This is a genomic window from Stenotrophomonas sp. CASM106 (assembly GCF_049384825.1).
GTDB lineage: Bacteria > Pseudomonadota > Gammaproteobacteria > Xanthomonadales > Xanthomonadaceae > Stenotrophomonas > Stenotrophomonas muris.
In genome coordinates this window covers 50,704-69,780 of record NZ_JBMRFS010000014.1, presented here as the reverse complement: position 1 = coordinate 69,780, position 19,077 = coordinate 50,704, and the positions used below count along the sequence as shown (strand labels likewise).

Annotated in this window: 23 protein-coding genes and 1 tRNA gene; 10 read left to right on the top strand and 14 right to left on the bottom strand. The window is 66.9% G+C overall.

Annotated elements, in window-relative coordinates:
- Window positions 1-339 precede the first annotated feature (339 nt).
- From recQ to VG556_RS21145, 5 genes are all read left to right on the top strand, one after another.
- A complete protein-coding gene (gene recQ / locus VG556_RS21165) occupies window positions 340-2,145 on the top strand; it encodes a DNA helicase RecQ (RefSeq protein WP_032958973.1) in 1,806 nt (601 codons plus the stop codon).
- 220 nt (window positions 2,146-2,365) lie between these two features.
- A complete protein-coding gene (locus VG556_RS21160; protein ID WP_069116289.1) occupies window positions 2,366-2,749 on the top strand; it encodes a CopL family metal-binding regulatory protein in 384 nt (127 codons plus the stop codon).
- 75 nt (window positions 2,750-2,824) lie between these two features.
- Complete coding sequence (locus tag VG556_RS21155) at window positions 2,825-4,636, top strand: copper resistance system multicopper oxidase (RefSeq protein WP_100450484.1); 1,812 nt, start codon at window positions 2,825-2,827, stop codon at window positions 4,634-4,636.
- Window positions 4,633-5,628: a copper resistance protein B gene (locus VG556_RS21150; RefSeq protein WP_100450485.1), complete on the top strand. Its 996-nt coding sequence runs from the start codon at window positions 4,633-4,635 to the stop codon at window positions 5,626-5,628. The genes VG556_RS21155 and VG556_RS21150 overlap by 4 nt, the downstream gene beginning before the upstream one ends.
- Before the next feature lie 81 nt (window positions 5,629-5,709).
- Window positions 5,710-6,222, top strand: coding sequence for a GNAT family N-acetyltransferase (locus VG556_RS21145; RefSeq protein ID WP_100450486.1), 513 nt, complete (start codon window positions 5,710-5,712; stop codon window positions 6,220-6,222).
- Window positions 6,223-6,300: 78 nt separating this feature from the next.
- Here the strand turns inward: VG556_RS21145 and VG556_RS21140 are convergent, their stop codons facing one another.
- Complete coding sequence (locus VG556_RS21140; protein ID WP_014648111.1) at window positions 6,301-6,606, bottom strand: zf-TFIIB domain-containing protein; 306 nt, start codon at window positions 6,604-6,606, stop codon at window positions 6,301-6,303.
- Window positions 6,607-6,755: 149 nt separating this feature from the next.
- Here VG556_RS21140 and VG556_RS21135 point away from each other — a divergent pair, with 149 nt between their 5' ends.
- Both VG556_RS21135 and VG556_RS21130 read left to right on the top strand, forming a co-directional pair.
- Entirely contained in the window at window positions 6,756-7,523 is a 768-nt protein-coding gene (locus VG556_RS21135; protein ID WP_100450487.1) for a type II CAAX prenyl endopeptidase Rce1 family protein, read from the top strand.
- Between the two features lie 92 nt (window positions 7,524-7,615).
- Window positions 7,616-8,038: a response regulator gene (locus VG556_RS21130; protein ID WP_014648113.1), complete on the top strand. Its 423-nt coding sequence runs from the start codon at window positions 7,616-7,618 to the stop codon at window positions 8,036-8,038.
- A gap of 56 nt (window positions 8,039-8,094) precedes the next feature.
- Here the strand turns inward: VG556_RS21130 and VG556_RS21125 are convergent, their stop codons facing one another.
- The 7 genes from VG556_RS21125 to VG556_RS21095 form a co-directional block, all read right to left on the bottom strand.
- On the bottom strand, window positions 8,095-9,033 hold the full coding sequence (locus VG556_RS21125; protein WP_049406154.1) for an alpha/beta hydrolase: 939 nt from the start codon (window positions 9,031-9,033) through the stop codon (window positions 8,095-8,097).
- Window positions 9,034-9,117: 84 nt separating this feature from the next.
- On the bottom strand, window positions 9,118-9,981 hold the full coding sequence (locus VG556_RS21120) for an alpha/beta hydrolase (RefSeq protein WP_100450488.1): 864 nt from the start codon (window positions 9,979-9,981) through the stop codon (window positions 9,118-9,120).
- A gap of 49 nt (window positions 9,982-10,030) precedes the next feature.
- Window positions 10,031-10,495 (bottom strand): lysis system i-spanin subunit Rz, encoded by a 465-nt coding sequence (locus VG556_RS21115; RefSeq protein ID WP_014648116.1) that lies wholly within the window; start codon window positions 10,493-10,495, stop codon window positions 10,031-10,033.
- Window positions 10,496-10,498: 3 nt separating this feature from the next.
- On the bottom strand, window positions 10,499-11,035 hold the full coding sequence (locus VG556_RS21110; protein WP_014648117.1) for a glycoside hydrolase family protein: 537 nt from the start codon (window positions 11,033-11,035) through the stop codon (window positions 10,499-10,501).
- A complete protein-coding gene (locus VG556_RS21105; protein WP_014038210.1) occupies window positions 11,032-11,229 on the bottom strand; it encodes a hypothetical protein in 198 nt (65 codons plus the stop codon). The genes VG556_RS21110 and VG556_RS21105 overlap by 4 nt, the downstream gene beginning before the upstream one ends.
- A 125-nt stretch (window positions 11,230-11,354) precedes the next feature.
- Window positions 11,355-11,783, bottom strand: coding sequence for a hypothetical protein (locus tag VG556_RS21100; protein WP_014038211.1), 429 nt, complete (start codon window positions 11,781-11,783; stop codon window positions 11,355-11,357).
- Complete coding sequence (locus VG556_RS21095; protein WP_032958958.1) at window positions 11,773-12,033, bottom strand: YdaS family helix-turn-helix protein; 261 nt, start codon at window positions 12,031-12,033, stop codon at window positions 11,773-11,775. The genes VG556_RS21100 and VG556_RS21095 overlap by 11 nt, the downstream gene beginning before the upstream one ends.
- 85 nt (window positions 12,034-12,118) lie before the next feature.
- On the opposite strand from VG556_RS21095, the gene VG556_RS21090 reads away from it, so the two are divergent.
- Both VG556_RS21090 and VG556_RS21085 read left to right on the top strand, forming a co-directional pair.
- Window positions 12,119-12,625, top strand: a complete 507-nt coding sequence (locus tag VG556_RS21090; protein WP_041863715.1) for a hypothetical protein — start codon at window positions 12,119-12,121, stop codon at window positions 12,623-12,625.
- Window positions 12,579-12,947: a hypothetical protein gene (locus VG556_RS21085; protein ID WP_014038214.1), complete on the top strand. Its 369-nt coding sequence runs from the start codon at window positions 12,579-12,581 to the stop codon at window positions 12,945-12,947. The genes VG556_RS21090 and VG556_RS21085 overlap by 47 nt, the downstream gene beginning before the upstream one ends.
- 288 nt (window positions 12,948-13,235) lie before the next feature.
- On the opposite strand, the gene VG556_RS21080 is transcribed toward VG556_RS21085, so the two are convergent.
- A tRNA-Lys gene (locus VG556_RS21080) sits at window positions 13,236-13,311 on the bottom strand.
- A 177-nt stretch (window positions 13,312-13,488) separates the two neighbouring features.
- Between VG556_RS21080 and VG556_RS21075 the strand changes: the two genes are divergently transcribed.
- The gene (locus VG556_RS21075; RefSeq protein ID WP_100450489.1) at window positions 13,489-14,445 is read left to right on the top strand and encodes a DUF2268 domain-containing putative Zn-dependent protease; all 957 of its coding nucleotides are present in this window, start codon (window positions 13,489-13,491) and stop codon (window positions 14,443-14,445) included.
- Between the two features lie 142 nt (window positions 14,446-14,587).
- Here the strand turns inward: VG556_RS21075 and queC are convergent, their stop codons facing one another.
- The 5 genes from queC to tolB all read right to left on the bottom strand — a co-directional run bounded on the left by queC (window position 14,588) and on the right by tolB (window position 18,956).
- Window positions 14,588-15,253 (bottom strand): 7-cyano-7-deazaguanine synthase QueC, encoded by a 666-nt coding sequence (queC, locus tag VG556_RS21070; RefSeq protein ID WP_032958954.1) that lies wholly within the window; start codon window positions 15,251-15,253, stop codon window positions 14,588-14,590.
- A gap of 78 nt (window positions 15,254-15,331) precedes the next feature.
- The gene (gene queE, locus VG556_RS21065; RefSeq protein ID WP_046432157.1) at window positions 15,332-16,033 is read right to left on the bottom strand and encodes a 7-carboxy-7-deazaguanine synthase QueE; all 702 of its coding nucleotides are present in this window, start codon (window positions 16,031-16,033) and stop codon (window positions 15,332-15,334) included.
- 198 nt (window positions 16,034-16,231) lie between these two features.
- Window positions 16,232-17,050 (bottom strand): tol-pal system protein YbgF, encoded by an 819-nt coding sequence (gene ybgF, locus VG556_RS21060; RefSeq protein ID WP_049406165.1) that lies wholly within the window; start codon window positions 17,048-17,050, stop codon window positions 16,232-16,234.
- Between the two features lie 3 nt (window positions 17,051-17,053).
- Window positions 17,054-17,572, bottom strand: coding sequence for a peptidoglycan-associated lipoprotein Pal (gene pal, locus VG556_RS21055; protein ID WP_014648158.1), 519 nt, complete (start codon window positions 17,570-17,572; stop codon window positions 17,054-17,056).
- Window positions 17,573-17,636: 64 nt separating this feature from the next.
- Window positions 17,637-18,956 (bottom strand): Tol-Pal system beta propeller repeat protein TolB, encoded by a 1,320-nt coding sequence (gene tolB / locus VG556_RS21050; RefSeq protein WP_100450490.1) that lies wholly within the window; start codon window positions 18,954-18,956, stop codon window positions 17,637-17,639.
- Between the last annotated feature and the right edge of the window lie 121 nt (window positions 18,957-19,077).

The window sequence follows — 19,077 nt, the reverse complement described above, 5'->3', positions numbered from 1 at the left end:
GTCGGATCCGTTTTCCCCAGGAAAACGGATCTGACCCCATTTTGTTTGTCGAGTTCTGACAGTTTTCATCCACGCATGGCGTGGATTGATCTGGCCCCCCGTCACCGGGAAACTGTCGGGGGTGGGGCGGTGTGGGCTTGCAGGACCGTTGGCGCCATGGATGGCGCCATCGAGCCCCCAAGGACGGGTTTACGGCGTGTCCTGCAAGCCCACACCGCCCCGCCCAATAAGCAGACAGCCCAGAGCCGGCTGTTGCCTTTGACGTTGCACTGGCTTGCAGCAGGTGCAGGGCGCAGCCTTGCCGAACCCCTACCCCTCCCTCCGGGGTAAACTAAACGGATGGCTTCCCGTCCCGCGCACGACCTGCTCCAACGCGTCTTTGGTTACGACGATTTCCGTGGTCCGCAGCAGGACATCGTGGAGCATGTGGCTGCCGGTCACGATGCCCTGGTGCTGATGCCCACCGGCGGCGGCAAATCGCTGTGCTACCAGGTCCCGGCCCTGCTGCGTGACGGTTGCGGCATCGTCATCTCGCCGCTGATCGCGCTGATGCAGGACCAGGTCGAAGCCCTGCGCCAGCTCGGCGTGCGCGCCGAGTACCTGAATTCCACCCTGGATGCCGAGACTGCCGGCCGCGTCGAGCGCGAACTGCTCGCCGGTGAGCTGGACATGCTCTATGTCGCTCCCGAGCGGCTGCTGACCGGTCGCTTCCTGTCGCTGCTGTCGCGCAGCCAGATCGCCCTGTTCGCCATCGACGAAGCACACTGCGTGTCGCAGTGGGGCCACGACTTCCGCCCGGAATACCGCCAGCTGACCGTGCTGCACGAGCGCTGGCCGCAGATCCCGAGGATCGCGCTGACCGCCACCGCCGATCCGCCAACCCAGCGCGAGATCGCCGAGCGCCTGGATCTGCAGGAAGCACGCCACTTCGTCAGCTCCTTCGACCGCCCCAACATCCGCTACACCGTGGTGCAGAAGGACAACGCCCGCAAGCAGCTGACCGACTTCCTGCGCAGCCACCGTGGCGAGGCCGGCATCGTCTACTGCATGTCGCGGCGCAAGGTCGAGGAGACCGCTGAATTCCTCTGCGGCCAGGGCTTCAACGCCCTGCCCTACCACGCCGGCCTGCCGCCAGACGTGCGCGCGAACAACCAGCGCCGCTTCCTGCGCGAGGACGGCATCGTGATGTGCGCCACCATCGCCTTCGGCATGGGCATCGACAAGCCGGACGTGCGCTTTGTCGCGCATACCGACCTGCCCAAGTCGATGGAAGGCTACTACCAGGAAACCGGCCGCGCCGGTCGCGATGGCGAGGCCGCCGAGGCCTGGCTGTGCTACGGCCTGGGCGACGTGGTGCTGCTCAAGCAGATGATCGAGCAGTCGGAGGCCGGCGAAGAGCGCAAGCAGCTGGAGCGGGCCAAGCTCGACCATCTGCTGGGCTACTGCGAATCCATGCAGTGCCGCCGCCAGGTGCTGCTGGCCGGTTTCGGCGAGACCTACCCCCAGCCCTGCGGCAACTGCGACAACTGCCTGACACCGCCGGCCTCGTGGGACGCGACCATTCCGGCACAGAAGGCGCTGAGCTGCGTCTACCGCAGCGGCCAGCGCTTCGGCGTCGGCCACCTGATCGACATCCTGCGTGGCAGCGAGAACGAGAAGGTGAAGCAGCAGGGCCACGACAAGCTCAGCACCTATGCGATCGGTCGCGATCTGGATGCGCGCACCTGGCGCAGCGTGTTCCGCCAACTGGTCGCCGCCAGCCTGCTGGAAGTGGACAGCGAGGGCCACGGCGGCCTGCGCCTGACCGACGCCAGCCGCGACGTACTGACCGGCCGCCGCCAGATCAGCATGCGCCGCGACCCGGCCAGCAGCACCAGCGGGCGCGAACGCAGTGCGCAGCGTACCGGGCTGTCGGTACTGCCGCAGGATCTGGCGCTGTTCAACGCCCTGCGCGGCCTGCGTGCCGAACTGGCCCGCGAACAGAACGTGCCGGCGTTCGTGATCTTCCACGACAGCACCCTGCGCAACATCGCCGAACAGCGCCCGACCAGCCTGGATGCACTGGCACGGGTCGGCGGCATCGGCGGCACCAAGCTGAGCCGTTACGGCCCGCGCCTGGTCGAGATCGTGCGCGAAGAGGGCTGACGGTATCGCGTTGCCGCGCTGCGCGGCCGCCGGGCATGGTCCCAACGGCACGCGGGCGCCCCGGTAGAGCCGAGCCCACGCTCGGCTGCCCCTGCGCGAACAGCAGCCGAGCGCGGGCCCGGCTCCACCTTGGTGCAGCTCCACCTTGGTGCAGCTCCAACCTTGAACCGGCCATTCAGCCGGAAGTGCATCCGCGCCCGCTTGCGGCTAGATTAGCGCCATGTCCCTGGCTTCGACCCTGCTTCGTGTCGTGCTCATGCTCAGCCTGTTGCTCAACGGGCTGAACGCGGCCATGGCCAGCGGTCATGAAGAAATGGGGCGGATGGCACACGCCGTCGCGGCCGCCGCAGCTGGCGGTGACGCCGACTGCCACCACCACGCCGGCATGCAGGCCGACCCGGCCCCGCAGGCCAAGGCCCCCGCCCACGACGCCCACTGCCAGATCAAGGACTGCGTGCGCAGCTGTGCCCAGCACCCGTTGCTGGTGGTGCAGCCGTTGCCGTTCATGGCCGGCCCGGCGTTGTCGCTGGCACCACAGCCGATGCCGGCCACCGGCCGTCCGGCGCCGCCGCTGCCGCCGATCTCACGCCCTCCCATCGGCTGATTCCACATGCACCGTGCGCCCTGCGCACCGTAGCCGGCCACCTGCCGGCGTCTTTACGTGTCTGGAGTCACCACCATGAATACCCGCATTCCCCCCGGTCCGGGCGCCGTGCCCATGCCGTCGCGCCGCCTGTTCGTGCAGGGCCTGGCCGCCGGCGGCGTGGTTGCCGGCATCGCCGCCGTCGGCGTACCACAGCGCGCGCTCGCCGCCGCCACGGCCACCCCGCGCCTGGCCGGCGCCCCAGCCGTGCTCAGCGACACCCGCATCGAACTGGCCATCGGCGAATCACTGGCCAACTTCACCGGCCGCACCCGCCCGGCGATCACCGTCAATGGATCGCTGCCGGCGCCGATCCTGCGCTGGCGCGAAGGCCAGACCGTGGACCTGTTCGTGCGCAACACGCTGGAACGCCACCCGACCTCGATCCACTGGCACGGCATCCTGCTGCCGGCCAACATGGACGGCGTGCCCGGCCTGAGCTTCAACGGCATCGGCCCCGGCGAGACCTACCACTACCACTTCCAGCTGAAGCAGTCGGGTACCTACTGGTACCACAGCCACTCGATGTTCCAGGAGCAGGCCGGCCTGTACGGCGCGCTGATCATCGATCCGGCCGAACCGGCGCCGTACCGGCACGACCGCGAGCACGTGATCATGCTGTCCGACTGGACCGACATGGATCCGGGTGCGCTGTTCCGGCGCATGAAGAAGCTCGCCGAGCATGACAACTACTACAAGCGCACCCTGCCCGACTTCCTGCGTGACGTGAAGCGCGGGGGCTGGTCAGCCGCGCTGTCCGACCGTGGCATGTGGGGGCGGATGCGGATGACGCCGACCGACATCTCCGACATCAACGCCCACACCTACACCTACCTGATGAACGGCACCGCCCCGGCCGGCAACTGGACCGGGCTGTTCCGCAGCGGCGAGAAGGTGCTGCTGCGTTTCATCAACGGCGCCTCGATGACCTACTTCGATGTGCGCATTCCCGGCCTGAAGATGACCGTGGTCGCCGCTGATGGCCAGTACATCCACCCGGTCAGCATCGATGAATTCCGCATCGCGCCGGCCGAGACCTACGATGTGCTGGTGGAACCGAGCGGCCAGGATGCCTACACGATCTTCTGCCAGGACATGGGCCGCACCGGCTACGCTGCCGGCACGCTGGCGGTGCGCCATGGCCTGCAGGCGCCGATTCCCGAGCGCGACCCACGCCCGTTGCTGACGATGAGCGACATGGGCCACGACATGGGCAGTGGTGGCCACGGCGGCCACGACATGGCCGCGATGAAGGGCATGGAAGGCGGCTGCGGCGCCAGCATGGGCCACGGTGCGCATGGCGGCGGTGATGCCGCCAGCAAGGCGCCAAAGCACCCGCCCAGCGAGCGCAACAACCCGCTGGTGGACATGCAGAGCTCGGCGACCGAACCGAAGCTGGACGACCCCGGCATCGGCCTGCGCGACAACGGCCGCCAGGTGCTGACCTATGGCGCGATGCGCAGCCTGTTCGAGGACCCCGATGGCCGCGAGCCCAGCCGTGAGATCGAACTGCACCTGACCGGGCACATGGAGAAATTCTCCTGGTCGTTCGATGGCATTCCGTTCGCCAGCGCCGAACCGCTGCGGCTGAACTACGGCGAGCGCATGCGCATCGTGCTGGTCAACGACACCATGATGCAGCACCCGATCCACCTGCATGGCGTGTGGAGCGATCTGGAGAACGCGCAGGAGGAATTCCAGGTGCGCAAGCACACCATCGACATGCCGCCCGGCACCCGCCGCAGCTACCGCGTGCGCGCCGATGCGCTCGGCCGCTGGGCCTACCACTGCCATCTGCTGTACCACATGGAAGCGGGCATGATGCGCGAAGTGAGGATCGAAGAATGAGCCGCTCACTGCTTTCCCCCAGCCTGCTGGCCCTGGGCCTGGCCGCCGCATTGCCGGTGTTCGCGCAGTCGCACGCCGGGCATGACATGGCCGCGATGGATCCGCCCGCAAAGACCGCCAACGCGCCGGTCGAACAGGCCGATCATTCGAAGATGGATTCGGGCGCCACAGATCATGCCGGCATGGATCACTCGAAGATGGACCATGGCGCGATGCAACCGGCGGCGATGGACCATTCGCAGATGGACCACGGGGCAATGGGCCATGCCACGCCCGCGCCCACCGAACCGCGCGACCCCATCCCGGTGCCGTCCGATGCCGATCGTGCCGCTGCATTCCCACCGATCGCGCACGGCGCGATGGAGCATGCGCCGGAGATCAACAGCCTGCTGCTGATCGACCGCCTCGAACATTGGGACGGCAAGAGCAGCAACGGCCAGGCCTGGGAGGCCACCGGCTGGATCGGTGGCAACATCAACCGCCTGTGGCTGCGCACCGATGGCGAACGCAGCCGCGGCCGCACCGAGTCATCGTCGCTGGAAGCACTGTATGGCCGCAGCGTGTCGCCGTGGTGGGACGTGCTGGTCGGCGTGCGCCAGGACTTCCGCCCGGCTGACTCGCGCACGTGGGCGGCCATCGGCATCCAGGGGCTGGCACCGTACAAGTTCGAGAGCTCGGCCACGCTGTATATGGGTTCCGGCGGCCAGGTGCTGGCCAAGGCCGAGGTCGAGTACGACGTGCTGCTGACCAACCGCCTGATCCTGCAGCCGCTGCTGGAAGCCACCATCGCGGCCAAGGATGAACCGGAGTACGGCATTGGTCGCGGACTGAACAAGGTCGAAGCCGGGCTACGCCTGCGCTATGAGTTCAGCCGCCGTTTTGCGCCATACATCGGCATCAGCCACGAGCGCACGTTTGGCGACACCGCCGACTATGCCGGTGACCACGCACGCGACACACGCTGGGTGACCGGCGTGCGAATGTGGTTCTGAGCAGCGGCTCGTGCGCGATGGCCAGCCCCGGCAGCCGCCGGGGCCGGCTACACTGCGCCACGTTCCAGTGCAGGCACCACCATGTCGTTGCAGATCCGCCGCGCCACCCTTGCCGATGTCGACGCCCTGTCGGCCATCGCGATCGCCACCTACAACGAAACCTGGGGCGATTCCTATCCGCCGCAGGAGCTGCATGATTTCCTGCAGGCGCACTACAGCAGCGAACCGCAGCGCACTGAACTGTCCGACCCACGCAGTGCCATCTGGCTGCTGATGGACGGCGACGCCGTGGTCGGCTACCTGGCCGCCGGTGCCAACACCCTGCCGCATGCCGATGCACGCGAGGGCGACATCGAACTGAAGCGGTTCTACATCCTGGCCGCACACCAGAACGGCGGCCATGGTGCACGCCTGATGGACGCGTTCATGGCCTGGCTGGACCAGCCGCAGCGCCGCACCCTGTGGGTGGGCGTATGGGAAGAAAACTTCGGCGCGCAGCGCTTCTACGCGCGCTATGGCTGCAGCAAGGTCGGCGAGTACGACTTCATCGTCGGTGATACCCACGACCGCGAGTTCATCCTGCGGCGGCCATGATCATGCAGCCCATGTAGCGTCGAGCCATGCTTGGCCAGGGTCTGCAATATCCAGTCGAGCATGGCTCGACGCTACAAACTAGAAATCGAACAGTTCCGACAGGAAGCTGTCCTTCTTCTTTTTCTTGTAGCCCTGGCCCCGGTTGTCCTCGTAGCGCTGGCCGAGGTGGCGGGTATCACGGTGCATCACCGGTGGCGGCGACGCCGGCTGAGCCTGCACGGGCGCTGGCGGTGGTACGGCCGCACCGGCGCCTGCGCGCTCGATGATCTTGTCCAGCTCGCCACGATCCAGCCACACGCCGCGGCAACTTGGGCAGTAATCGATCTCGATGCCGTGGCGTTCGGCCATCTGCAGCGTCTGGGTCTTGCACACGGGGCACAGCATCGGTATTGCTCCTGTCGGTCTGGTTTCGACTGTACCTGCACCGCGATGACTGTGCGGCAACGCGTGACCGATGGCACAGGGACTTCCGGCGCGTGCCCACATGCGTACCGCGCGGCACACTGCGCCCTTGTTCCGCAGGGAATGCGTACATGACCGTATTGTCCCGCCTGCCCACCACCGCGCGCCTGTTGCTGGTGCTGCTGGGTGTCGGCCTTGGCCTGAACCTGCGGGATATCGCCGCGGCCATCGGCACACCGGTTCCCGCACTGCCCATCCCCTATGGCGGCAGCCTGTTGGACAACGCGCTGGCGGTACTGGTGGCACTGCTGCTGGCCGCGCTGCTGCGGCCCCGTGGCATGGGCCTGATGGCCAGCTTGGGACTGCGCGGAAACGGCTGGGGCGGCCCGTTGTGGGTGCTGCTGGCCAGCCTGCCCTGCTGGCTGGGACTGGCGCTGCTCGGAACTCCGAACACGGCGCTGACTGGGCTGGATGCCACGATGCTGGCCGCGCTGTTCCCGCTGGCCGAGGAACTGCTGTTCCGTGGCCTCGGCTTCGTGCTGCTGGTGAAGATCGTGCGCGGTCCGTGGCCGTTGCTCGCGCTGCCGCAGGCACTGCTGTTCGGCATGGTGCACTGGCTCGGCTTCGGCGGGTTCGACGGCGGCGGCATCGCACTGTTCATTGGCGCGGTGATCGCGCTGGGCGGCTTCATCTTCGCCTGGCTCGACCACCTCGACGGCGACACCCTGTGGTGCGGCCTGGTCCTGCATGTTTCGATGAACCTTGCCTGGAATGTGTTCAGCCTCGATGACGCCATCGCATTGGGTTGGCAGGCCACCTGCCTGCGCATCGGCACCGCCCTGCTCGCGGTGGCGGTGCTGGCCTGGCACGTGCGGTTCAGGCGCCAGAGAGGGCTGTAACGCCCGCTTAGCTTGCCGTGCACGTCGGGATCACTACCGGCTTGCGCATACTTGCGCGCCTTTTCACCGTTGCTGTCCGGAGTTGTCGCGTCATGTTGCTGTCCAAGCGCCACGTTGAACCCCGCGTCCTGCTCATCGAGGACGCCGAGGAAACCCGCGAGCTGAGCCGACTGGCGCTGGAAAGCCAGGCCTGCCACGTAGTGGGCGTGAGCTCTGCCGAAGCGGCGCTGGGCCTGCTGGCGGCCGGTGAGCGTTTCGACCTGCTGTTCACCGACGTCAATCTGGGTGCGATCAGTGGCATTGAAGCCGCCAACCGGGTCCGCAGCCTGTATCCCCAGCTGCCGATCCTGGTGACGTCGGGCATGGACCAGCACCAGGTGCTGCCGCAGCTGCGCGACGGCATCCATTTCCTGCCCAAACCTTACAACATGAGCGAGCTGCTCGACGCCATCCGGCTGTGCTTCCGGCACGCCGATGTGGGCGTATTGACCGGGCCGGATGCACAGGCCGCCTGAGGCATTCATCCACACCACACCCCGGTATCCATGCCATGCGTGGATGCCACCGGCCATCAACCGCCGGTATACGGCCCCTCGCCCGGCATCACTTCCAGCAGCGCACGGGTGATCGCCCGCGGGTAGACGGTCAGGTGGTCCTCACCGTCGATCACCACGTTGTCCACCTTCAGCTTGCGGCCACTGCGCTGAAGCTGGGCGGTGAAGTCGGCGGTCTGGCGCAGCATGTCGTTGCCGGTTGAATAGCGCGGCCCGGGCTTGTCCGTTTCATAGCTGCCCACCGACAACAGAACGCGCGTGGGCTGCGCCGGGATGACGGCAACGTCCTGCATGCGTGGCAGCAGTAGCTGGTCGAACCACAGCGACGGACTGGACAGGATGTAGGTGCTGAACAAGTCCGGCTGGGTGGTCAGCACATAGGCGCCGAACAGCGCGCCATAGGAGTGGCCGGCGAACATGCGGCGGGTGGGATCGGTGCGGTAGCGCGCATCGACCATCGGCAGCACCTGCGCCGCCAGGAAATCGCGGTAGTGCGCGGCCCCGCCGTAGGAGACGTCGTCGCTGTAGTAGCCATCGACCGTACGCGCCGGGGTGCTGGGCGTGTAGTCGCGCGAGCGGCTCTGCTTGGAGGTCAGCCCCTCCTGCGGCGGCAGCCCGACCAGGATGAAGTTCTCGATGTTGACGCCCTGCTGCCCCACCAGGTTGCGCACGCTGCGCACCAGCGGAAAACTGTACAGCGCATCGGTCACGTACAGCACCGGATAGTGCTTCTCCGGATGTGCGGCGTAGTCGGCCGGCAACGCCACCCAGATCGGGTAATCGCGTCCCACCGGGTCGTGCACGCGCAGCGCCTCGGTATCCGGCAGCACCACGCCCTGCGCGGCGGTGGCCGCGCTTTCCTTCGCTTCATCCGGAGTTGCCGGTGGCGCCACCGACATCGCACAGCCCCCCATGGCCAGGCAGGCCGCCACACTCCATCCACGCACACGCTGCATCCACACTCTCCCGTTGCGGGCGACGCACCCGGGTGGCGTCGCTACCGCATCCTCACACGTCGCGCGGCGCCGCGCCACGCGCGGTCAGGGCGAGGCCGGCGGCGGCGCCGGGAACAGTGTGCGCAGCGCCTGCAATGCGGCCGGGTGGTAGACGGTCGCGTGGGTTTCCTCCGGCAGCGGCAGGTACTTCACCAGCGGCGACGGCGAGGCCTGCTGCAGCAGCGCGGCCAGTCGTGCCGTGGAGGCGGCCAGTTCCGGTTGCCCGCTGCTGGCCAGGAACACGTGCGGCTGTGCACGCGTCACCGCCGGCAGCTGCCGGGATGCTCCGGCCAGCATCGCACCACGGTTCCACCACAGGCTGGGGTCCAGCGCGATATAGCTGTTGAACAGCGTCGGCTCCTGCAGCAGCGTCTCGACCACGAACAGGCCAGCCAGCGACTCACCGATCAGCGCACGCTCGTCTGTGGTCGGGTAGCGCTGGCGTACCTGCGGCATCAGTTCATCGCGCAGGAAGCTGCGGTAGGCCGCCGAGCCACCGATGCGTGGCGCGATCTTCTGGTCCTGCGGGTCGCTGCTGGGGCCGGTCATGTCGCGGCGGCGCTCGGTATTCTCGATGCCGACCAGCAGGAACGGACGCATGCTGCCATTGCCGGTCAGCACCTGCACCAGCCCTGCCACATGCAGGAAATCCTCGCCGATGCCGCCATCGGCCATGTACAGCACCGGCAGCGGCGCCTTCGGATCCAGGCCCCAGGGCTGCGGACGATAGACATTGATGCGGCGGGTCTCGCCCAGTGCCTTCGACTGCACGGTGAAGGTCTCGCCGATGACCAGTGGTGCGGCCGCAGCGGTCGATGCCGGCGGTGCTGCCGGCACGGTGGGAACAGCTGCGAGGCCCGGCCCTGCGGCGGCCAGCAGGATCAGGGCGGAGAGAGCGACGACGCGCATGCGAACTTCCATTTTCGAGAGGACGGCCAGCATAACTGCGCCGGCGCCCTCAACGGCGATCCAGTTCGATCACGGCCTGGCAGGCACGGAGCTGGTCGTCGGCATCGCGTCCGATTCGAACAAGCGCTGCCGCAACCTCTGCTCGTAACTGGGCGCCCGCATCACGTTCGCCGGTGCGGGCGGCGGCTTCGGACAGACGGCCGGTATGGCACGCGGCGAGGTCGTCGCGCAGGCGGAGAGTGCCAGCGCGCAGGGCAGCCACCACATCGGCATCCACCTCGGCCGCGCGCTCACGATCCTGTTCATGTTGTTCCCCCAGTGAGGCCATCGCCTCGCTCCGTTCTTCCTGATCCCGGCGCAACCGCCGTTCGGACTGCACCGCGCCGGCCTGTTGCTCCACATCGGCACGCGCCATCGCGAGGTCGCTGCGATCACCGCGCCAACGCCAGCCAGTCATGAACATCAGCAACGACCACAGCAGCAGCGACGCCATCACCACCAGCATGCGCGGCATGGGTCACTGCTCCGCCAGGCAACGCGCGTGGCGCTGCTGCTGGCGCTCCCACACTCCCCAGCACACGGTGTTGGGGCGGCCGTCGATGCGGGTTGAACAGTCGTAGCCCCCTGCCCGCCTCCACAGCAGCAAGGCATCGCAGGCCTGGTGATACTCACCCTGCAGCAGATGCCGGCGCATCGACGACGCGCGCCAGTTGCCGATGCCGTACTGGTAGAGGAAATCGACATAGACGTCGTACTCGCCCTGGCTGAGCGCCACACCGGGCAGCGACGCGCGGAACTGCCCTTCCTCCCTGGCCAGATGAGCCTGCACGGCATGCAGCGCGCGTACCGGCGTGGTGCGGTCGCCCAGCCTCACCGGCGTGCCATCCTCGCGAACGGTCGAGCCGAAGCCATAGGTGGGCCGGTCATTGCGCGTGGGCACCACTGCGGCGTCGGTGTATCCCTCGCGGTCAACGATGGCGATCAGGCCCGCAGCACTCAGCGCAAGCGCGGCGACCAGGCTGCGTACCGGCAATGTACTGCCGGGCCGGCTCATTCGCGCTCCCTGCGGCGCCATTCGCGCAGCCAGCGCCAGCCCAGATAGGCAATCTGCGCCGCCAGGTAGATGATGGTGAGGACCACGACCAGGCGGTCCAGGGTGATGCCGGCTGCAAGCGCACCGGCGACGGTAACCGGCGGCGCCGACTTGATGGCCGCCGCGCCGGCCGTGCTGATGATTTCTTCTTTCATGATGGGTCCTGGAGGGAATGCAGGCCGCGTCGCATCGACGTGGCCCGAAGGGGTGCCCGCCCCGCTGCCGGCTCGGCACGAGGGTTGTTCCGGTCGGGAGGCGGGCGGAAGATCGGTTCCGCCGCTCATGCGGCCTGGGCGATGCCCTCCATCCAGCCACGTACGCGCTGGAAGCCAAGTTCGACCAGGTTGAGGTAATGCCGGTTGGATACCGGCCGCTGCCCGCTGTTGGCCAGCAGCAGATTCGCCGTTTCGAATCGTTCGACCTTGCGTCGGCCACGCCCGCAGTAGTAGCCGCGCAGCGCACAGGCCATCGCCACGTTGTCACGCGCGACCGCCGTGATGATGTCTTCGATCTGCTGCGCCAGCTGATCGGTTTCCAGAGGCTTGTAGCCCTGGGCCCGCCCCGGCATGTCACCACGATGCTCGATCAGCACCGCCAGCAGGTTGCGCGACTGGAAGCCGAGGTATTCGCAGTCGCGATGCAGCGCATATTCGCCGCCCCAGTGCTCCAGGCGGCTGCGGACATACTCACCGAACGTATCAAGCTGCATGGGTGGCTTCTCCTTTGACGGGCGACGGGGCCGGACCGAACACATCCGGGCGCAGGGATTCGCGGCGCACGGCGCCCGCAGTGGCCAGCTCGATGCGCCGGCACAGGCGCGCGCCGGGCAGCTTGTGGCCGCGGGCGATCATGTAGAGGGTCCGCAGCGCGCAACCGGTCTGGTGGGCCAGGCGGCGCATGACGGGGCAGCTGGGGGTGCCGTAGCCCCCTTGGGAGATGGCGTAGTCGATGAGGTTCATGGGCCACACATTACTGCCACGGTAATGGATAGTCAATACCGTTTTGGTCATTTGCTGGATTGGTAATGCAGCGCACCATCTACAGATGGACGCCAGTACCGCTCGCACCCTCAACATGCGCCTCCGCGTGGCCGCCGCCGGCGGCCCGGCCGAATGGGCCCGCCTGTACGGTGGCACCCGCTGGGCCCAGCCCCAGGTCAGCCAGTGGATTTCCGAGAGCAACCCGAAGAGCATCGGCCATCGGCTTGCGCGCGATCTTGAATCAGTGATGCAGCTTCCACATGGAACGCTGGATCGCGTCGATCAGGACGGAGACGTGTCGCTTCAGTCTCAATCTACGGGACTGGATTTCGAGAAAATGAGCGCTGCGGTCAAGGTGCTTTCGCACTACCTGGAGCTGGTCGGCGATCCACCGGAATGGATCTACGATCCCGTGCTGCTGGAGACCGCATTCATGGTCGTGGACGAGTTCGGTCAGCCCTCTGCACCGGACAATGTGCTCGACCTGACGAAGCTTCTGGCAAGACGGATCAGGGAGGCAAAGGATGACTCACACGCGACTCGAGGAGCTCGCACAGCGGTTGGCCGCTAGGACCCAGGAACTGCGCGGCGAGCGCACCCCGGCGCCGGCATTGCGGGTGGTGGCGGGAGACGCACATGTGGTCCGCGGGGAGAGGCGCATGGACGCGATCATGCGCGAGTGGCATTGCCGCATGATCCGCAACGTACGCCGACGCTGGGGCGAACCCATGCAGCATGTGATCGACCAGGCATGTTGCGGTGTGGTCAACATCGAGCAGCTCGCCGACGACGCACTGATCCAGTTGCACAAGGACATGGAGCGCGCGGAGGAGTGCATCCGCGAGGGCATTTCCTTCCACGACGCCGGGCTGTTGCGCGCGCATTACGGCTGACAGCGTCCCTGGCCGGCCGGAAACGGCCGGTTCTGATGAGATCAATTACCTGAAATTACCATTATTGTTACCTTAAAGGTAATTTTTTTAAGGTGAGTGACGTGGGGGCAGCAGCGATGGAAGCAGGTGCGCGGAGCGCCGCTTCCCCGCACCCGCTGCCAGCGGGCGCCGGGGAGTCGATGGCACCTGCAACACCGCATCGTTGCAGCGGCACTTCCCCCATTGCGGAAGTGCTTTGAAGGAAGCAACAAAAAAGGCGCCCCTTGGGCGCCTTGATCGTCAATGCAATGGTGGGCCGTGAAGGATTCGAACCTTCGACCAAAAGATTAAAAGTCTTCTGCTCTACCGACTGAGCTAACGGCCCGATGCATCGCCCGGCCTTTCGGCGGGGTCCGCATTCTACCCTACTTTGCCGGGTCGCGCGAAGTACAGAGGTGTTGCGTGTGCCGGCCAGCGGCCGGCACTACCCGGTCGGGTCAGCCCGCTTAAACCTTCCGGGCCTTCCACGCATCCCATCCATGTTCACCACCCGGAGCCACGGATGCGCCTCACCTGCTGTCTGATCGCCATCCTGCTGTTGCCCTGCACAGCAGTGGCCTCGCCGTCCCAGGTCGTCACTGACGACATCGCCCGCTTCTGGGCCACCTATGACGCGGTGCGCGCCGAACCTGATGCCGAACGCCGCGTGGTGCTGGTCCAGCAACGCTACATCGATCCCGGCAGCCCCGGACTGCATGCACTGACGCAGGTCCGCAACTACACGGCCCGCGAATACGCCGAGGCCATGCAGTCATGGCCACGCTTCTGGACTTCGGTACGGCCGTTGACTGCGAACGCGCAGCAGGCCAGCGCCACGCTGGACCGGGACCTGGACGCGTTCCGCGCGCTCTACCCTGCACTGCGTCCGGCCACCATCACCTACGCGATGGGCGTGCTGCGTACCGGCGGCACCACGTTGGGCGACAAGGTGTTGATCGGGGCGGAGATGGCGCTGGGCGATGAGCGCGTGGACGTAAGCGAGCTGCCCGAGCCGATGCGCGGCCGCCTGCGGATCTTCTACGACAGCCGCCCCGGTGCGAACAACGCGCAGAACAACCTGCACGAGTACGTGCATACCCAGCAGCGCGAGACCACTGGCAGCCTGGCCCAGTACGCAGTACGCGAAGGCGTAGCCGAATACGTGGCAGAGCGCATCAGCGGTCGCCGTCCGGCACTGCCGCTGTACGCCTATGGGCCCGCGCACGAGGCACAAATCCGCACGCGCTTCCTTGCCGAGATGCACGGTGACAGCCTGGACAACTGGCTGTACAACAGCGCGCGCAATCCGTTCGGGGTGAGTGATCTGGGCTACTACGCCGGATACCGCATCGCGCAGGAGTACATGCGCCAACAGACCGACGAGGGGGCCGCCATCGCGCGGATGATCGAACTGGACTACGCCGATCCGGACGCGGTGCGCGGCTTCATCGAGGCATCGGGATGGTTGCAGGCCCGCTAGGTCAAGGAGTGCGAACCAACGGTTCGCACCCACCGAGAGGGGGGCGGGCGCACCCACCGAGAGGGGGCGGCTTGCACCCACCAAGAAGGGGCGGTTCGCACCTGCAGTGAAGCCGGCCAGCGGCCGGCTCTACCAGACGCGGTCAGGCGTACAGCGTGGGGTCGGGCACGCCGGCCTCGGCAAAGCCCTGCGCGCGCAGGCGGCAGGCATCGCAATGACCGCAGGCGGCGCCGTGAGCGTCGGCGTTGTAGCAGGACACGGTCAGGCCGAAGTCCACGCCCAGGCGCACGCCTTCGCTGACGATCTGGCCCTTGCTGAGGAACTGCAGCGGTGCGTGCACCTTGATGCCCGCACCTTCCACGCCCGACTTGGTGGCCAGGTTGGCCAGCGCCTGGAACGCCGCCACGAACTCGGGGCGGCAGTCCGGGTAGCCGGAGTAATCCACGGCGTTGACGCCGCAGAAGATGTCGTTGGCGCCAAGCACTTCGGCCCAGCCCAGGGCCAGCGACAGCATGATGGTGTTGCGCGCCGGCACATAGGTGACCGGAATGCCGGCACCGCCGGCCTCCGGCACGTCGATGTCGTCGGTCAGTGCCGAGCCGCCGATGCTGCGCAGGTCCACGTCCACGGTCTTGTGCGCGACCACGCCCTGGGCCTTGGCCACGCGGGCGGCAGCGTCCAGTTCGGAGGTATGGCGCTGGCCATAGCGCACGCTCAGGGCATGCACGGCGAAGCCCTGTTCCTGGGCCATGGCGATGACGGCGGCTGAATCCATGCCGCCGGAGAGAAGCACGACTGCCTTCTTCATGGGAAAAACATCCGGTTGGGAGGGGAAAGCCAGCACGCTGTCCCGCGCCGGAGTTACATCAGGGGACGCTGCGCCGGCTCATCGGCCCGGCTCGTCGTTCCACAGGATTTTATGCAACTGCATCTGGAAGCGCACCGGCAGCCGGTCTTCGACAATCCAGTCGGCCAGCTGCCGCGCGGTGATCTCGCCCTTGCTGGGCGAGAAGAACACGGTGCAGCGCTGCACCAGGCCGTGCTCGGCGACCATCGCCTTGGCCCAGTCGTAGTCCTCGCGGTTGCAGATGACGAACTTGATCTGGTCGCGGGCGGTCAGCAGCGGCAGGTTTTCCAGGCGGTTGCGGGCGGCTTCGGCCGAACCCGGCGTCTTGATGTCGACGACGCGCGACACCCGCGGGTCCACCGCGCTGACGTCCAGCGCACCGGAGGTTTCCAGCGAGACGTCCATGCCGGCATCGCACAGCTTTTCCAACAGCACCAGGCAGCGCTTCTGCGCCAACGGCTCGCCACCGGTCACGCAGACGTGGCGCACGCCCTGGGCCAGCACCTCGGCCACGATGTCGTCGATATCCCACCAGGTGCCGCCGTGGAAGGCATAGGCGGTGTCGCAGTACTGGCAACGCAGCGGGCAGCCGGTCAGGCGCACGAACACGGTTGGCCAGCCGGCGGTATCGGCTTCGCCCTGCAGCGAGGTGAAGATCTCGGTGATCTTCAGGCGTGGCAGGGGCGACTGCACGATCTCACTGGGCGTGGCGGCGGCGCTGGACGGAGTAACGGCGGTCATGGCGGGTACTTCTTGGTGGGACACGTGGCGGGTGGGCTACCGTGGCCGGTAACGAACGCAGCCGAGCATGGCTCGGCTCTACGAAAACAACCGGGCAGACAGGGCCCGGCGCTGCCGGATCCGGGCGGGTTTGCCGAACCGGAAACGAAAGCAGCCGAGCGTGGGCTCGGCTCTACAGGGCACCTATTGTACGCCGGGTCAGCGGATCTGCTTGCCGAGGCGGATGGACTGCAGACGGTCCTGCGCGGTGCGCGCGGCGTCCGAGCCGGGGTACTGCGCCACGACGGCCTCCAGCGTCTGCTGGGCCTGGTCGACCTTGCCCTCGCCATACTGCGAGAGGCCGACCTTGAGCAGGCCGCCGGCGGCCTTGTCGTGGGTCGGATAGCGCGAGAGCAGTTCGCGGAACTGGGTCTCGGCCATCGGGAAGTTGCGGGTGGCGTAGTAGCTCTCGCCCAGCCAGTACAGCGCGTTCGGCGCGTAGACGCCGTTCGGGTACAGCTGCAGGAAGCTCAGGAACAACTGCGCCGAATCATCGTACTTGCCGGCCTTCAGCGAATCGAAGGCGACGTTGTAGGAGGTGCGCTCGTCGCCGGTGGCGGCAAGACTGCCGGCATCACCGTGGACGGAAGGCGGCCGCTCGGAAGTGGCCGCCGCTGCGGGTTTTGCCGGGGCCGGTGCGGCCTTCGGCGCGCTCGCCGGAACGGGCGGCAGGGCCGGGGCGGCATTGCCCCCTTCCAACCGGTTCAGGCGGCTGTCCAGATCCAGGTACTGGTCCTGGGCGGACTGCTTGAGCTGGGCGTTGTCGTGCTGCAACTGCTCGATCGAGGCCTGCAGGCTGGTGACCTGCTGCCGCAGCTGATTGATCTGGTTCAACAGGTCCTGGTTGGCGCTGTTGTTGTACATCTGCTGCTCGAGCGCGCCGACACGGTCGGCCAGGCTCTGTCGCTGTGCATGCGCCGGTGCGGCAGCCACGAGGGCTGCCGCAACGACCAGCATCAGTTTGATGCCAATGCGCATGGATTACTGCGCGGTGTAGACGATTTCGACGCGACGGTTCTGCGACCAGCAGGACTCGTTCGACTCGGTGCAGACCGGACGCTCTTCACCGTAGGACACGACGGTCAGCTGCGAAGCCGAGCCACCGTTGGCCTGCAGGGCCGAGTTGACGCCGTTGCCACGACGCTCACCCAGGGCCTGGTTGTACGCGCGCGAACCGCGTTCGTCGGTGTGGCCCTGCAGGGTGATGCGCGAGGACGGACGGTCACGCAGGTACTTGGCGTGGCAAGCCATGATGGCCTGGAATTCCGGCTTCACGTCTTCCTTGTCCAGGTCGAAGTAGACAACGCGCTGGCGCAGGCAAGCGTCGGTGTCCAGGTCGCCCGGGCCGTACAGGCCGGAGGTCGACGGACCGGTCGGGGTGGTGGTGGAGGTGCCGGTGTCGACCGGGGTTGCCGGCTCTTCCTTCACCTTCTTCGAGCAACCGGCCAGGACGGCCACAGACAGCAGGGAAACAAGCAGAACGCGGGTGGACTTGTTCATGGCGATACCTTTGTGGCTCCTAGGCCGATGAGGGGTTCAAGACAGCGAAAATATTAACACTCTTTTAGCGCTGGGTACGGTATGGGGACCATGCCGGTTCGCGCACATCTCCGTCAGCCAGAACCAACCGCTGGCGCACGCGCGCATCGGCGGAAACGGCGTACAGCACACCACGGCCACCCTCGCGGGCGGCGTACAACACCATGCTTGCGTTGGGCGCAAAGCTCGGAGATTCATCCAGCGAACCCGGGGACAACGTGCTCCAGCGGGGCGAACCCAGCGAGCTGTCCATCATCGCGATCTTGTAGCTGTTGCCCGAGCCCTGCGCAACGGCGATCTTCTTGCCATCGTAGGACACCGAGGGCTTGGCATTGTAGTTGCCCTGGAAGGTCACGCGCTCGGCACTGCCGCCACCGGCGCCGACCTTGTAGACCTGCGGGCGGCCGCCGCGGTCGGAGGTGAAGTACACCGCGCTGCCATCCGGCGCCCAGGTCGGCTCGGTGTCGATGGCGAAGTGGTTGGTCAGCTGGGTCAGCTGCTTGCTGCCCAGGTCCATCACGTAGATTTCCGGGTTGCCCGAACGCGACAGGGTCAGGGCCAGCTTGCGGCCATCGGGCGAGAACGCCGGGGCGCTGTTGATGCCGCGGAAGCTGGTGACCAGTTCGCGCGCACCGGTGCCGATGTTCTGGATGTAGATCGCCGAATTGCCACGCTCGAAGCTGACGTAGGCCAGCTTGCTGCCATCCGGGCTCCACGACGGCGACAGCAGCGGCTCGGCCGAACGCACGATGGTCTGCGGGTTGTAGCCGTCGGAGTCGGCCACCATCAGCGCATAGCGCATGGCATCGCCCTTGCCGCTGGCGGTCACGTAGGCGATGCGGGTCCAGAAGGCGCCGCGCACGCCGGTGATCTTCTCGTAGATGGCGTCGGCCATCTGGTGGGCGACGTCGCGCATGGCGTTGCCACGGGCGGTCATCGCCAGGCCCAGCAGGCGCTCGCCCTTGGGCACGTCGAACAGTTCGTACTCGACGCGGTAGGCACCGGCACCGGCATCGAGCACGCGGCCGACCACGATGTAGTTCTGCTTCAGCGCGCGCCAGGTGGCGAACTGGATGTCACCGCCACGCAAGGGCTTCTCGACGATCTGCGCTTCCGGCAGCGTGCGGAACTGGCCCGAACGCTCCAGGTCGGCGCGGACCACGCCGGCGACGTCGGTCTGCGGAGCGGCCGACGAACCCTGGTAGGGCATCGGCACGATGGTGATCGGCAGGGCGGAGGCATTGCCGCCGATGATGTCGATATCCAGCCCCTTCTGCTGCGCGACGGCAGCAAAGGGCAGCAACAGGGCCGCAAACACGGCAAGCCAGCGAGGCATCTTTTTCATGGAGCGCTCAATAGGGGGAAACCGGAACGAGGGATAACAAAGCGGGAGTGAACCGCTTCGCAATCATGAACCAAGGGTACGTGAATTCCGGGTCAGTTCCAGCCCGTCCTCTCACGCACCG

Excerpts from the sequence above, each read along its gene's own strand:
- recQ (WP_032958973.1), top strand. The coding sequence starts at position 340 with ATGGCTTCCCGTCCCGCGCACGACCTGCTCCAACGCGTCTTTGGTTAC.
- VG556_RS21160 (WP_069116289.1), top strand. The coding sequence starts at position 2,366 with ATGTCCCTGGCTTCGACCCTGCTTCGTGTCGTGCTCATGCTCAGCCTG.
- VG556_RS21155 (WP_100450484.1), top strand. The coding sequence starts at position 2,825 with ATGAATACCCGCATTCCCCCCGGTCCGGGCGCCGTGCCCATGCCGTCG.
- VG556_RS21150 (WP_100450485.1), top strand. The coding sequence starts at position 4,633 with ATGAGCCGCTCACTGCTTTCCCCCAGCCTGCTGGCCCTGGGCCTGGCC.
- VG556_RS21145 (WP_100450486.1), top strand. The coding sequence starts at position 5,710 with ATGTCGTTGCAGATCCGCCGCGCCACCCTTGCCGATGTCGACGCCCTG.
- VG556_RS21140 (WP_014648111.1), bottom strand. The coding sequence starts at position 6,606 with ATGCTGTGCCCCGTGTGCAAGACCCAGACGCTGCAGATGGCCGAACGC.
- VG556_RS21135 (WP_100450487.1), top strand. The coding sequence starts at position 6,756 with ATGACCGTATTGTCCCGCCTGCCCACCACCGCGCGCCTGTTGCTGGTG.
- VG556_RS21130 (WP_014648113.1), top strand. The coding sequence starts at position 7,616 with ATGTTGCTGTCCAAGCGCCACGTTGAACCCCGCGTCCTGCTCATCGAG.
- VG556_RS21125 (WP_049406154.1), bottom strand. The coding sequence starts at position 9,033 with ATGCAGCGTGTGCGTGGATGGAGTGTGGCGGCCTGCCTGGCCATGGGG.
- VG556_RS21120 (WP_100450488.1), bottom strand. The coding sequence starts at position 9,981 with ATGCGCGTCGTCGCTCTCTCCGCCCTGATCCTGCTGGCCGCCGCAGGG.
- VG556_RS21115 (WP_014648116.1), bottom strand. The coding sequence starts at position 10,495 with ATGCCGCGCATGCTGGTGGTGATGGCGTCGCTGCTGCTGTGGTCGTTG.
- VG556_RS21110 (WP_014648117.1), bottom strand. The coding sequence starts at position 11,035 with ATGAGCCGGCCCGGCAGTACATTGCCGGTACGCAGCCTGGTCGCCGCG.
- VG556_RS21105 (WP_014038210.1), bottom strand. The coding sequence starts at position 11,229 with ATGAAAGAAGAAATCATCAGCACGGCCGGCGCGGCGGCCATCAAGTCG.
- VG556_RS21100 (WP_014038211.1), bottom strand. The coding sequence starts at position 11,783 with ATGCAGCTTGATACGTTCGGTGAGTATGTCCGCAGCCGCCTGGAGCAC.
- VG556_RS21095 (WP_032958958.1), bottom strand. The coding sequence starts at position 12,033 with ATGAACCTCATCGACTACGCCATCTCCCAAGGGGGCTACGGCACCCCC.
- VG556_RS21090 (WP_041863715.1), top strand. The coding sequence starts at position 12,119 with ATGGACGCCAGTACCGCTCGCACCCTCAACATGCGCCTCCGCGTGGCC.
- VG556_RS21085 (WP_014038214.1), top strand. The coding sequence starts at position 12,579 with ATGACTCACACGCGACTCGAGGAGCTCGCACAGCGGTTGGCCGCTAGG.
- VG556_RS21075 (WP_100450489.1), top strand. The coding sequence starts at position 13,489 with ATGCGCCTCACCTGCTGTCTGATCGCCATCCTGCTGTTGCCCTGCACA.
- queC (WP_032958954.1), bottom strand. The coding sequence starts at position 15,253 with ATGAAGAAGGCAGTCGTGCTTCTCTCCGGCGGCATGGATTCAGCCGCC.
- queE (WP_046432157.1), bottom strand. The coding sequence starts at position 16,033 with ATGACCGCCGTTACTCCGTCCAGCGCCGCCGCCACGCCCAGTGAGATC.
- ybgF (WP_049406165.1), bottom strand. The coding sequence starts at position 17,050 with ATGCGCATTGGCATCAAACTGATGCTGGTCGTTGCGGCAGCCCTCGTG.
- pal (WP_014648158.1), bottom strand. The coding sequence starts at position 17,572 with ATGAACAAGTCCACCCGCGTTCTGCTTGTTTCCCTGCTGTCTGTGGCC.
- tolB (WP_100450490.1), bottom strand. The coding sequence starts at position 18,956 with ATGAAAAAGATGCCTCGCTGGCTTGCCGTGTTTGCGGCCCTGTTGCTG.